The following is a 12769-nucleotide window of genomic DNA, read 5'->3' on the forward strand; positions in this document are numbered from 1 at the left end:
CAAATAATTAAATTTGGGGCTTTTCACGAATTTTGGTGGAGATGGCGGGAGTTGAACCCGCGTCCGCCAGCATTACGCTCGAGAATACTACATGCTTAGATATCGTCTATTGTTTTAACACCTTGTGACCCGACGAACAGGGTACAAGTTGCGATCCTCTAAGTTTGGTATAAAGCCCCGAGGCTTGACTCTATACGGACTTGTGTGCGTGCGCTACGGTCGGGTTCCTAAACCACAAGTATTCTAGGAAGCGGACAAACTGCCCTTAGGCAGCTAGAGCGTAAGTTTCGTCGTTTGCGACTAAAATATGCAAATTTGATTTACGAGAGAAAATGCGCTCTCGGCATGCATCTATGAGTTTCATCACCAGCGTCGAAGCCAATAACATCCCCATGAATGTATGAGCATCATAGCATAACTAAAATAAAATACTGTGCATTTTATCAACAGTCCGCTACTGATGAACATATTTACATAATGGAGAGCCTTTTGTTTTTTTCAAGGGCCACATAAAAAAGCTGCCAAAAATGACAGCTTTTTTTAAAGTTTGGTCTATAAAGCACCATTGCCTAAAACAATACCCTCACGGCGTGGGTCTACCCCACCTGCGTATTTACTTTGATTATTAATATTTACTTTCATAATCGTTGAAATACCACTGGTTTGTGCAGTGTTAGCAACGCCGTGCCCTTTTGCTTTTAAGCCTTCAATCAGGTCAACTAAAGAAAGCTGCACATTCGAGCTATCCACATTGGTGTTTTTACTATTGGTCGCTCCAAAGTTTACAAGCGAGGTGGCTTGCTGCGCATTTAAGTTCCAGTCCAGCGCACCCACCAAAGTTTTAACCACATATTGAATGATGGTACCGCCCCCTGGTGAACCTGTTGCCATATAAAACTCATCTGGCGTGGTGCCTTTAAACACTAAGGTTGGCGCCATGGTACTCCGTGGGCGTTTGCCCCCTTCTACACGGTTGGCAACCAGTGCCCCAGTGCTATCAAGCGGGTTAGCGCTAAAGTCAGTTAACTGGTTCGACAGCAAGAAACCATCCACCATGTGGAATGAACCCATGCTTGATTCAACCGTCGATGTCATTGAAACCACATTGCCATAGGCATCTACAATTGTGAACTGAGTTGTCCCGTGTTCAACAGTGGTGTCGACACCCGAAGCTGGATTGAAATTACCCGCTGGCGCAACGCCCATACTCTGGTTCGGGTTAATCAGTGCTGCACGTTGTTTTAAGTAATTTTTATCAATAAAGCTTGCAACACCCTGTGCTGGTAAAGCAACAAAGTCAGTATCTGCCACATATTTATCGCGGTCAGCATAGGCTAAACGTTCTGCCTCAGACACTAAATGCACGCCCATTACATCTGGCACACCACCTTCATTTTCAGGTTTTTTAGGTGGGTAAAGCGACATATCAAAGTTTTCTAAAATACCCAACGTTTGCGCAACCGCAATCCCTCCCGAAGATGGAGGCGGCATGGTACAAACATAGTAACGGTCACGGTATGTCGTACAAATCGGGTCGCGTTTTTTAACCTGATAGTTCGATAAATCCTGCAAGGTCATTAAACTTGGGGTAATTGGAGTTCTTGCTGGGTCATCACCTAGTGTTTGGCTTGCTTTTGCCACAATCGCTTGGGCAATTGGACCAGTGTGCAGTGCATTTGCGCCTTGCGTGGCAAGTGCATCTAGGGTTTTTGCATAGGCTTTATTGGTCATGGTTTCGCCCACTTTACGAGGTGAACCATCTGGGTAGAAATAGATTGCCATTGCATTTGCATCAAGCGCTAAATTATTTGCATTGCTTGCAATTGCATCTGCCAAACGGCCCGGAATGCGGAAACCATTGTCGGCTAAACCAATCGCTTCACCAAAAAGCTGGTTCCACTTGAGTTTGCCATGTTCTTTTTGTGCTTGTTCGAGCAAACGCATTACACCCGGCACACCAATCGAGCGACCACTACGGCGGGCACTTGGTACAGGCGCTGGTGAATTTGGATCATATATATCTTGGCGAATTAAATAATATTCGTTGGCTGCGGCAGGTGCTGTTTCACGACCATCATACGCCGTGACTTTTTTGGTTTTGGCATTGTAATACATCATAAAACCGCTACCAGCAATGGTGCTCGATTGTGGCTCGACCAAACCGAGCACCGCTTGTACCGCAACGGCTGCATCGACTGCGCTACCGCCTGCTCTTAAAACATCACAACCCGCTTTTACCGCAAGTGGCGTGTTTGCCACTACCATATATTTATCTGCGTATTTAACCGTGTTACCGAGTCTATAACCCGATGCTCCTTCAGGTGCTGCTGGGTCACCATTTTGGTTTGAACCGACCACCACGCTTGAACCGTCTTGTGCCAGTTTGCTACAACTGGTGGGGTCATTATCTACAATTAAATTGGGTGGGGTTGTATTTGAATCATCCTTGGGCTGATCTGACGAGGAGTCATCTCCACATCCTTGTAATAAACCGACTGCTAATAAACTACTGAACAAAAATGAATATCTTTTATTCACGTGATAACTCCAATATATACGCCTGCCTATCCATGCAATTGCCATGCAAGCTTCTTTGTTTTCAGGTATTAAGTTTTTTTAATCTTTGATAAAAATAAGGTTTTATAATATTGAATGTTTAAGGGCGTTTTATCCTGTGCCCTGTATTAAGCCTCCTTGCTTGATATCACACTCTTTTATAACTGATTTGCCCGATTCTGGCATGCTTTATTTCGCTAAATACAGGCAAAATCTGTCATTTATAGACTCGCTCTATTTTTTAGTGGACCTAAAAAAAGCACCTCCGGAGAGATGCTTTTGATGTTTAGTGAGAAGGCATTCCGCCGACGTCCCCTTTGGGTTTTGGACACAGCCAAATGACCAGCCCCGCAAAGACAAACACCATCGCAAACAGTAAAAATACATGGTTTGCTGACATGGTAATGGCTTCTTTATCGACAAGGTTTGAAATGATTCCTAAAGTCGAGTCAGCCGTAAAACCATTTTGCAAAAGGTTATTTTGAACTTCAGCAGTATTTAGGTTTGACACCATTTCACTACGCGCAACTTTGGCGTGGTCATCCCACACGGTGACTGCAATTGAAGCACCAATTGCCCCTGCCATGGTTCTTAAAAAGTTCATTAAGCCCGCCGCAGATGCAATTTCTTGCTGCAACACCGAACCCAGTGCAATGTTTGACAGTGGAATAAAGAAGAACGGTACGGCAAAGCCTTGCAAGATTTGCGGCCAAGCTAGTGCCATAAAGTCGGCATCTGTGGTCCAGAACGCCCGCATTAAGGTCACAGCACCCAGCAAAATCAGGCCAAAGCTTGCAAGCGCACGTGGGTCATGTTTGGTCGAAAGCTTTGCCACAATCGGTGACATGGTCAAACTACCAAAGCCCATGGTTGCGGTTAAATAGCCGGCCCATGTGGCGGTATAGGAAAGGTTCATTTGCAGCCACTGCGGAATCAGTACAATACTGCCAAAGAACGCTCCAAAGCCGAGCGACAAGGCTAACACTGAAATAGCAAAGCCCCTATGCCTGAATACCTTCACATCCACGACGGGGTGCTTATCGGTCAGCTCCCATATGAGGAACACCACAAAGCCAATGACGGCAGTTAAAGCGAGTACCACAATGCTGGTGCTGTTAAACCAGTCGCGTTCGTGCCCTAAATCCAGCATGAGCTGTAGCGCACCAATCCAGAGTATTAACAGACCTAAACCGACCGTATCGATTCTTAAAGAAATCGTTTCTGTTTCGGCTGGTTTGAGCAAACGGATTGCCGCTAAAACACAAATAATGCCGACCGGTATGTTAATAAAGAAAATCCAGTGCCAAGACAGGTTGTCACTAATCAAACCACCTAAAATTGGCCCTAAAATTGGTCCAACAACAGTGGTCATCGCCCATAGACCCATCGCCTGTGCATGCTTTTCTTTAGGGAAAATACGCATGAGCAAGGTTTGGCTGAGTGGCATAAGTGGGCCACCGCATAGACCTTGTCCAATACGGAAAAACACCAGCATCCCTAACGAGTTTGCTAGGCCGCACAAGAAAGAAAAAATGGTGAAACCAATCAGGCCAAAAATAAAAACCCGAACAGTTCCAAAGCGGCCCGCAAGCCAACCCGTTAAGGGTACACAAATCGCCTCTGCAACTGCATACGAGGTAACGACCCATGTCCCTTGTGTACTTGAAACAGCAAGGTTACCGGTAATGTGCGGTACAGATACGTTGGCAATGGTCGTATCGAGCACGACCATAAAGTTCGACAAGGCAATAACAAACGCTGCCAGTAATAAACGGCCACCGCTCAGCTCGGCAAAAGGTGTTTGCGTTTTCATAAGCGTTTACTTCGCAGATAAGTCGACTTTTGCTTCCATCGACAAGCCAACACGCAATGGGTGTTCAGCAAGTTCTTTCGGGTCAAGTGCAATACGAACTGGTAAGCGTTGAACCACTTTAATCCAGTTACCTGTTGCGTTTTGAGCCGGAATTAAGGCAAAGGCAGAGCCTGTACCACCAGAGAAGCCCATCACTTTGCCGTGATATTCAACATCGTCACCATATAAATCTGAAGTAAGTGTGACGATTTGACCCGGACGGACTTTTTTCAACTGACTTTCTTTAAAGTTCGCATCTACATATAAATCGTTGAGCGGCACAATCATCATCATGCTGGTGCCTGGTGCAACACGTTGCCCCACTTGAATATTACGACGCGTCACCACACCATCAACTGGTGCACGGATTACGGTACGTTCCAAATCAAGCTGTGCTTGTTCAACATGCGCTTGTGCAACTTGTACATCAGGTGTTGAAGTTTCACTTACACCCTGAATTAAAGCTTCGTTCGCTGCAAAAGTGCTTTCGGCAGCTTTACGGCTTGAAGATGATTGCGCTAAACCTGCTTTGGCAAGCTCTAGCCCTGCTTTGGCTGTTTCAACTGCACTTTGTGATTTAGTGAGTTCTTCTTTAGACACTGCACCAGACGCGGCAAGTTGCGCACGGCGATTCAGCTCTAAAGCAGCTCTGTCGTAGTCAGCCTGTGCTTGAGCAACTTGCGCTTTGGCACTGGTAATTTCGTCGGCACGTACCACAACTTGAGAGTTTAAAGAGCTACTGTTTGCCGCAGTTTGTTTGTATTGGCGTTTTGCTTTGGCGAGTTCTGCCTCAGCTTGCGCCAGTGCAATTTTGGCATCACGGTCATCAATACGAACCAGCACGTCACCACGATGTACTGTTTGGGTATCTTTTACCACAACCTGAGCGACCTGCCCGCTTACCATTGAAGTGATTTGAGCCGTTTCTGCACCGACATAGGCATTATCCGTACTCACGGAATGATTTAAAAATAATGCCCAGATTGCATATAAAATAGCGGCGATCAATAAAATCAGCGCAAAAAAACCAAGAAATTTTTTGCGCTTGTTTTGATTGTTGTCATCCGAGGCAGATGTTGTTGGCACTGTTTCTTGTACATTGCTTTGTGCATCAGTCATGGTATGTTCCTAAAGATGGGTTGGCTTTGCCATCAATCTCGCACTACACCTTGTTATAGAGTTTTTATTTTTCTATAAACAAGACATACCGCATTGTCAAAGGAGCTAATTTTAACGCTAAAACCTCATGATATGAGAATAAAAAATTATAACTAATGCGTTCGTTCTAATTAAATTAATGTTTATCTCAAAGTTTTTGTGAAAATTCCTGCTTTTCAAACACTAAAAAAAGCGCACTTGGCGCTTTTTAAATACTTAAATCGGTAACTTAATAGGCGTATGAAGCAATACCCGCAGCAATTGCTTTGCCTTCATCATTGACCATGGTCATGCGCATGGTGCAGCCCTTGCGACCTAAACGCAGAACTTCGGCACGTGCAATAAAGTATTTACCACGCCCCGGCGCCAAATAATCGACACGCATGTCGACAGTTGCCAAACGCGACACTTGCTTAATGGTCTCGGTTAAAGTTTCGGGGGTTGAACGGCGATATAGATGTTCCATTGCCACAATTCCGCCAATGCTATCGAGCAAGGTTGCAGCAACTCCACCATGCAAAATCTGAAATGCCAGATTGCCAATCAGGTCGGGTTGCATCTCGATATAGCCTTCAATCTGCCCGTCCACCACACGCATAATCATTCCACTATGCTTAAAAAAAGGAGAGCTATTAAACGCCTTACATAATTGCTTAAGAACTACATTCAGGTCAGTTTTTGCACCTAAATGAATGCTCCCAGTCCAATTTTTCTTTTCATCACTCATACGTTGCCTAAATTTAAAAGCATGATAAACACCCATAATTTTGTACAAATCCAGCATTATGGGGCTACAATACAGCAGTCGGTTGACAGTAATGGAATATCCGCCAACCTATCCTAGTGTAATACCGAACATCGAGATTGTTATGACTTATACGTTCAATCGTCCTGCATTTCCAGCCACTCGCATGCGCCGTATTCGTAAAAATGACCAGTTGCGTGCGATGGTCAGCGAAACACAGCTCACTACCAATCACTTGATTTATCCAGTATTTGTATTACCGGGACAAAATCAGACCCAAGATATTCCAAGTATGCCAAACATTCAGCGTTTGTCGGCAGATTTATTACTGAAAAAAGCTGAAAGACTTCTGGAATTGGGCGTATCAAAACTGGCTCTTTTTCCAGTTACGCCTCAAGAAGATAAAAGCCTGACCGCAGAAGCTGCATGGCATGAAGATGGTTTAGTCCAAACCACGTGCCGTTTACTTAAAAAAGAATTACCAGAAATGGTGTTAATCACCGATGGTGCACTCGACCCGTACACTACGCATGGTCAAGATGGCATTATTGATGAGACAGGCTATGTGCTGAATGACGAGACTGTAGAATGCTTGATTAAACAAGCATTAAGTCACGCTGAAGCTGGTGCCGAAGTGATTGCACCAAGTGACATGATGGATGGCCGCATTGGCGCTATTCGTCAGGCTTTAGAAGCCAATGGTCACATCTATACCAACATCATGGCCTACTCTGCAAAATATGCGTCTAGCTTCTATGGCCCGTTCCGTGATGCTGTTGGCTCTGCATCCAACCTAAAAGGTGGTAATAAATATAACTACCAGATGGACTTTGCCAACCGTGCCGAAGCTTTACATGAAATTGCGCTTGATATTCAAGAAGGCGCTGACATGGTGATTGTAAAACCGGGCATGCCATATCTGGATGTGGTACGTGAAGTGAAAGATACCTTTGGTGTTCCAACCTTCATTTATCAAGTGAGTGGCGAATACGCGATGTTAGCGGGCGCAATTCAAAATGGCTGGTTATCAGAATCAGTGATTTTAGAATCACTCATGTGCTGCCGCCGTGCTGGTGCAGATGGGATCTGGACTTACTTTGCAGAAACTGCTGCCGAAAAACTCAAGGAAATGAACTAAGTTCGCAGAGAAAGGATAACACTGCATGCATATTGCAATCATTGGCGCGGGCATAAGTGGATTGATGTCTGCGCTAGAGTTGGTTGAACAAGGCTGTACCGTCAGCATTTTCGATCAACAACAAGCGGGACAAGCAGCCTCTTGGGCTGGCGGAGGCATTCTCTCTCCGATGTACCCTTGGCGCTATGTGCATGCAGTGAACCAACTTGCTCAATTTGGTAAAGCCTCTTATCAAGCATGGAACCAAAAACTCTCCCCTGTTACAGGGATTGATTTTGAAATTCATGACACAGGCATGTTGATTTTTGATGAAGAAGATTTTGACGTCGGACTTTCCTACGCTGATCAACATCAAGAACCCATGCAACGCTGTGAATATTTACAGCGAGATGCCTTAGAGCAAGTCAATCCACATATTTCCGATCAGTTTCAACAAGCCATTTATTTCCCTGAACTATCTAATATTCGTAATCCACGCGTTTTACAGTCGCTCATTAGCTATTTAAAACAACATCCAAATGTTGAGTTTTTTGAACACGCTGCTGTTAAAAAACTGATTCAACAGGATGATGTTATACAGGCACTACAAACCGAAGATGGTCGCAAATATACAGCAGATCATTTTGTAATAACTTCGGGCGCATGGAGCCATTACTGGAACTCACAATTACAACTCGAAATTCCAGTCGAACCTGTTCAAGGTCAAATGTTGTTATTTAAAACCCCTGCTCACTGGCTACCGACCATGTGTATGAATCGAGTCATGTATCTGATTCCTCGTATGGACGGTCATATTGTGTGTGGTTCGAGCATGGCACATCGTGGTTTCGATACCACTACCGATGAAACTACCCAGCACAATATTTTAGAAGCTTGCTTAGAAATGGTTCCAGAACTGGCAGATTTTCCGATTGTACAGCGCTGGGCTGGACTCAGACCAAGTTCACCAAATGGTGTTCCGTACATTGGCAAAATGCCTGAAATGGACAACCTCTGGGCAAACTTTGGTCATTTTAGAAATGGGTTATGTATGGGCGCAGGCTCAGCACAATTGCTCCGTCAGCTTATGCTAGAACAACCAACGTTAGTTGATGCCAAAGCATACTCTCCAGAGCGCTTGCAAAATAAAATCTTAGCCTGACGCGAGTACATTCTCTAAAGCCATTTTTAACTGAGGATATGCAAACTCAAATCCTTCAGCTTGTAAGGCAGCAGGTTTAACGTATTGCCCATTTAAGATCAATTGCGATTGCTCCCCTAACAAACAGCGGAAAACCATACTGGGCGCTGACAACAGTGGTTTCTTATTGAGTACCGCAGCAGCTTGTTCAACAAAAGCTTGTTGAGTCACATTTTCTGGCGCTACAACATTATGAATTTGAGCAGATTGAGGATGTTTAAATATAAACTCGATTGCGTTCAACACATCTTCAATGTGAACCCAAACTACCGGCTGACGACCATGACCAATTTGACCAACTAAATTGAGTCGAATAGGAAGCAACATTTTAGGCAAGATTCCACCACCCTGCCCAAACACTACGCCTAAACGAATAATTTTAGTATTTTGCTGAGTATCTGCTAAAGCTGCGCGCTCCCATTCTTGGCAAAGCTGAGACATAAAAATAGGCTGTGGTGAACTTTGTTCGGTGCACACCTCTGCCCACTTTTCTTCAACATCTATACCGTAATAGCCAATCGCCGAACCAGACACAATCACTTCGGGAAAAATTTCAGATTGCTTTAGCCATGCATATAACTTTCGTGTCGTGTTTACTCGGCTTTCAATTAATTGCTTTTTACGTGAATCGGTCCAGCGTTTCTCACCAATATTTGCGCCTGCCAAATTCACGACATAGTCAATTTGACGTGTCGAAATATCTTCGAACTTTTGCACCCACTGTAAAGCAGGCTGGTCAGATTTCTTCCCAGCCTGCCGCGTAACAGCAATCACGTTATAATTTTTTTGCAGCAGGAACTTAATTAAATGAGTTCCTATAAAGCCACTGGCACCAGTGATTAATACATTCTTATTCATATTTCCTCCAAAACCGAGGACACAAGTTTTAGTTAATTATATAAGAATCATTTATATTTAATCGTAGCGGTTTCTGTAGTGATCTATTGCACATTAAACATTTTGCTTGCCATCCTTTGTGCCTGTTTCCCATAAAACCAATAGGTAATCAAATAAAGCGGGATCGCTAACATTAAAAGCATAATGAGCATAATGCTTAAAAACTGAGGCTGTTTCAGGTAAAGCATAAAGTTCTGCAAAATCTCTGGGTCTTTTCTTGCAAATAAAAACAGGCCGAATAAAACACCACACAAGTTATAGCCCCAAAAAATCAGGGTAAAACCTAAAGTAAATTTCTTTTTTTCTTGTACAGTCGGTGCACGGCGTTCTTTCTTTAAAAATTTAAACAGGACAAAAATCATTGCGCCTAAATATGGAACGGCTGTTAAAATACCACCTACACTCGCTGGTAATAGTGCTGCAACCACACCTACAATTAAGGTGAGTCCTATGCATAAAGCAAAAAACCAGAGAAAGTAAGAGCGTAATTTGGTCATCATTTTGCCTAATTTATGGGTTCAAAAAATAATTATAAATTTTTTTCGATTTTTTTTCATTTTTCTGTCAACCAATCTGAATCTCTTGACGTTATATAGGGTAATAAGGTCGCAGCAACCGAATACTTCCTTTGCACGGCATCCGCAAAATTGTATCGGTGACCTTTCATTACGACTCTTTTCTTCCTTCAGATTAGGTTTTGTTAGCAGCCGAAACCCTTGATGAAGTTTTTGACCGACGATTCTCTCATCACTCGAATCGTCGGTTTTTATTTTCTGGCACTTTCATTTAGTTTACGCTCACCATACACAATAGTTGTTTCATGGTCATAAAGGCTATGCGTATACTTTTTACACCATAAAAATATGTTTTTAATAATATGAACAACATTGCCTATTTTGAAATCCAGTCTTCAAACCCTGCCCGCGATGCGCAGTTTTATCAAGCTGTGTTCGGCTGGCAATTTAAACTCGATGAAAGTTTACCAATTGAATATTACCGTATAGAAACACCATCAATCATGGGTGGCCTTTTAAAACGCCCTGCTCAAACGCCCCCAATGGAATATGGCACCAATGCATTTACCTGTTCGGTTCAGGTCGAAAACTTTGATGAAATTGCTGCAAAAATTTTAGCGCAAGGTGGCATTGTCGCTATGGATAAATTCGCCATTCCCGGTCGTGCTTGGCATGGTTACTTTGTCGATTTAGACCACAACGTTTTTGGTATTTTTCAAGTTGATGAAAATGCTGCTTAAAGATTTTATTTAACGACTCTTTTATTTTTTAATTTATAGCCACCGCCTTGTTATCGGTGGCTATTTCATATTAATTATTCAGCAAAGCTAAAGGTGGCTTCACATGTAATTGGGAAATTAACCGAATTGGCAATCATGCATTCATGATGCGCTTCTTCATGTAATTTAGCAGCAAGCTCTTGGTCTGCACCTTTTTCTAAAATAACCGCTGGCTTTAAAATAATTTGAGTAAAGTGACCACGTTTAACTGGATCTGCATCTTCCATAAAGCCAAGTGCATGGTCAACATAACTCAGCACATGAATATGATTGACTGCACACAGGTGTAAATACCAAAGCTTATGACAAGCTGAGGCAGAAGCAACTAATAAATCCTCTGGGTTCCATCTGGTCACATCGCCTAAATAGGCTGGGTCTGATGAACCTTGAATAGTGGCTTTTTGTGGATGTTGAATACTAAAGTCTCTTTTATATGAACGATAAGATGAAGTGCCTGTACCTGTATTGCCTTCCCACTGTATTTTTACTTCGTATTTATGAATGGTCATTTTATTCTCAAGATTCATTATTTGAACTGATAGTAACAAAGCAAAGTTTAAAGTGACAAAATTAATTCAGATTTCAGCTTAGACTTAAATATCGAGCACTTTAAAATGTCTTGATAAAATCTCCTGCCAATTTATGCTAACGTATCTGTGTTTACTTTGGCTTGATGTCTGTTTCTATGTCCGTACATTTTCTACATACTTCTGACTGGCATTTGGGGCAGTTTTTTTATAATCATTCACGACACTACGAACACCAACAATTTTTGAGTTGGTTACTCACTCAAATTCAAGAAAAACAACCGCATGCCCTGCTCATTGCTGGTGATATTTTTGATGTGATTAATCCGGGTTCACAAGCACAAAAACAACTCTATCAATTTTTAGCAGATGCACATCGCATTGCACCGCACATGCAAACGCTCATGATTGCCGGTAACCATGACTCAGGCTACCGTATTGAACAGGTCGAACCACTTTTAGAAAAATACAATGCAAAAACCGTGGGCGTGGTTCGCTGGAATGAAGATAAAACCCTAGATCTCGATCGTCTGCTGTTGCCTATTTATAATCAAAATCAGGATATTGTGGCATGGTGCCTTGCCCTACCTTTTTTACGTTCAGTAGAAATTACGGGCTTTAATGAACATACCACCAATAGCAAAAATGCGATTGCCTATTTGCATGAACAACTGATTGCTGAAGCTAAACGTCGTAAAACACCAGACCAAGCGCTTATTTTGATGTCGCATGCTCATATGCAAGGTGGAGAAACATCCGACTCTGAACGTCCAATTATTATTGGTAATGAAGAGGCGCTTTCAACGACTTTATTTGAAGATGCTGTCGACTACGTAGCTTTAGGGCATTTGCATAAACCACAAAAAGTAGGCCAATCGCACATTCGTTATAGTGGCTCGCCTATTCCACTGTCTTTTAGTGAAATTAACTATAAGCACCAAGTGGTGGAGGTCAAAATCGAACCTTCTCAAGAGACAGCCAACCGTTTGCAGTTTGAAGCTGTTGAAATTCCGCGTTGTATCCAATTACATCGCATTCGTGGTGAATTAAACGAAGTGCTGCAACAACTCAAAGCTTTGCCACACGGCGTGATTGAAAATATTGACCATCGTGAATATGTCGATATTGAATATTATAGTTTAACGCCACCACAGCCTAATTTACGCCAACAGTTTGAAGCCGCATTGCCACCTGACCGCTATCGTTTAGTGCGTATTTCACGTCAATATGTGAGCCAAGATGCTTCGGACACCGATACAACTCAGCAAATTGCACTTGAACCCCCAACACCAGAAAAACTCTTTCAAAATATCTGGGAAAAACAAGGTTACAGCGCAGATGATGCAGTCTTAAAAGATTTTCTGAGTCTGGTACAAGAAGCACAAAAAAATCTTGAAAACGATGCAACCCCTTAAGGACATG

The 12769-nt window shown here is 42.9% G+C and carries 11 protein-coding genes and 1 other RNA gene; 4 read left to right on the plus strand and 8 right to left on the minus strand.

Translation table 11 applies throughout. The annotated features are described in order from the left end of the window. Positions 1 to 33: 33 nt before the first annotated feature. From ssrA to HL290_RS09995, 5 genes are all read right to left on the minus strand, one after another. Positions 34 to 392, minus strand: a transfer-messenger RNA (tmRNA) gene (gene ssrA / locus HL290_RS09975). Between the two features lie 160 nt (positions 393 to 552). Continuing rightward, complete coding sequence (gene ggt, locus HL290_RS09980; RefSeq protein WP_198496350.1) at positions 553 to 2538, minus strand: gamma-glutamyltransferase; 1986 nt, start codon at positions 2536 to 2538, stop codon at positions 553 to 555. A 304-nt stretch (positions 2539 to 2842) separates the two neighbouring features. Next, a complete protein-coding gene (locus tag HL290_RS09985; RefSeq protein ID WP_004641676.1) occupies positions 2843 to 4369 on the minus strand; it encodes a DHA2 family efflux MFS transporter permease subunit in 1527 nt (508 codons plus the stop codon). Positions 4370 to 4375: 6 nt separating this feature from the next. After that, a complete protein-coding gene (locus HL290_RS09990) occupies positions 4376 to 5527 on the minus strand; it encodes an EmrA/EmrK family multidrug efflux transporter periplasmic adaptor subunit (protein WP_198496351.1) in 1152 nt (383 codons plus the stop codon). A 268-nt stretch (positions 5528 to 5795) separates the two neighbouring features. Then, positions 5796 to 6293: a thioesterase family protein gene (locus HL290_RS09995; RefSeq protein WP_004641674.1), complete on the minus strand. Its 498-nt coding sequence runs from the start codon at positions 6291 to 6293 to the stop codon at positions 5796 to 5798. Positions 6294 to 6435: 142 nt separating this feature from the next. On the opposite strand from HL290_RS09995, the gene hemB reads away from it, so the two are divergent. Next, positions 6436 to 7449 carry a porphobilinogen synthase gene (gene hemB, locus HL290_RS10000; protein ID WP_198496352.1) on the plus strand — a complete coding sequence of 338 codons (1014 nt, stop codon included), beginning with the start codon at positions 6436 to 6438 and terminating at the stop codon, positions 7447 to 7449. A gap of 25 nt (positions 7450 to 7474) precedes the next feature. Beyond that, the gene (locus tag HL290_RS10005; RefSeq protein WP_198496353.1) at positions 7475 to 8590 is read left to right on the plus strand and encodes an NAD(P)/FAD-dependent oxidoreductase; all 1116 of its coding nucleotides are present in this window, start codon (positions 7475 to 7477) and stop codon (positions 8588 to 8590) included. Here HL290_RS10005 and HL290_RS10010 read toward each other — a convergent pair. Both HL290_RS10010 and HL290_RS10015 read right to left on the minus strand, forming a co-directional pair. After that, positions 8582 to 9487 (minus strand): TIGR01777 family oxidoreductase, encoded by a 906-nt coding sequence (locus HL290_RS10010; RefSeq protein WP_198496354.1) that lies wholly within the window; start codon positions 9485 to 9487, stop codon positions 8582 to 8584. The genes HL290_RS10005 and HL290_RS10010 overlap by 9 nt on opposite strands. Positions 9488 to 9570: 83 nt before the next feature. After that, positions 9571 to 10023, minus strand: a complete 453-nt coding sequence (locus HL290_RS10015; protein WP_003653232.1) for an ABZJ_00895 family protein — start codon at positions 10021 to 10023, stop codon at positions 9571 to 9573. A gap of 380 nt (positions 10024 to 10403) precedes the next feature. Here HL290_RS10015 and HL290_RS10020 point away from each other — a divergent pair, with 380 nt between their 5' ends. Then, on the plus strand, positions 10404 to 10781 hold the full coding sequence (locus HL290_RS10020) for a VOC family protein (RefSeq protein WP_004641669.1): 378 nt from the start codon (positions 10404 to 10406) through the stop codon (positions 10779 to 10781). 74 nt (positions 10782 to 10855) lie between these two features. Here the strand turns inward: HL290_RS10020 and HL290_RS10025 are convergent, their stop codons facing one another. Next, positions 10856 to 11329, minus strand: coding sequence for an OsmC family protein (locus HL290_RS10025; RefSeq protein WP_198496355.1), 474 nt, complete (start codon positions 11327 to 11329; stop codon positions 10856 to 10858). A gap of 164 nt (positions 11330 to 11493) precedes the next feature. Here HL290_RS10025 and HL290_RS10030 point away from each other — a divergent pair, with 164 nt between their 5' ends. Next, positions 11494 to 12762: an exonuclease SbcCD subunit D gene (locus HL290_RS10030; RefSeq protein ID WP_198496356.1), complete on the plus strand. Its 1269-nt coding sequence runs from the start codon at positions 11494 to 11496 to the stop codon at positions 12760 to 12762. Positions 12763 to 12769: the final 7 nt, after the last annotated feature.

It is taken from the genome of Acinetobacter sp. AC1-2 (assembly GCF_016124155.1).
In the GTDB taxonomy this organism is placed as follows: domain Bacteria; phylum Pseudomonadota; class Gammaproteobacteria; order Pseudomonadales; family Moraxellaceae; genus Acinetobacter; species Acinetobacter calcoaceticus.

What these genes read in the sequence shown, in the direction of transcription:
- HL290_RS09985 (WP_004641676.1), bottom strand. Translation starts at nt 4,369, where the DNA reads ATGAAAACGCAAACACCTTTTGCCGAGCTGAGCGGTGGCCGTTTATTA.
- HL290_RS09990 (WP_198496351.1), bottom strand. Translation starts at nt 5,527, where the DNA reads ATGACTGATGCACAAAGCAATGTACAAGAAACAGTGCCAACAACATCT.
- HL290_RS09995 (WP_004641674.1), bottom strand. Translation starts at nt 6,293, where the DNA reads ATGAGTGATGAAAAGAAAAATTGGACTGGGAGCATTCATTTAGGTGCA.
- hemB (WP_198496352.1), top strand. Translation starts at nt 6,436, where the DNA reads ATGACTTATACGTTCAATCGTCCTGCATTTCCAGCCACTCGCATGCGC.
- HL290_RS10005 (WP_198496353.1), top strand. Translation starts at nt 7,475, where the DNA reads ATGCATATTGCAATCATTGGCGCGGGCATAAGTGGATTGATGTCTGCG.
- HL290_RS10010 (WP_198496354.1), bottom strand. Translation starts at nt 9,487, where the DNA reads ATGAATAAGAATGTATTAATCACTGGTGCCAGTGGCTTTATAGGAACT.
- HL290_RS10015 (WP_003653232.1), bottom strand. Translation starts at nt 10,023, where the DNA reads ATGACCAAATTACGCTCTTACTTTCTCTGGTTTTTTGCTTTATGCATA.
- HL290_RS10020 (WP_004641669.1), top strand. Translation starts at nt 10,404, where the DNA reads ATGAACAACATTGCCTATTTTGAAATCCAGTCTTCAAACCCTGCCCGC.
- HL290_RS10025 (WP_198496355.1), bottom strand. Translation starts at nt 11,329, where the DNA reads ATGACCATTCATAAATACGAAGTAAAAATACAGTGGGAAGGCAATACA.
- HL290_RS10030 (WP_198496356.1), top strand. Translation starts at nt 11,494, where the DNA reads ATGTCTGTTTCTATGTCCGTACATTTTCTACATACTTCTGACTGGCAT.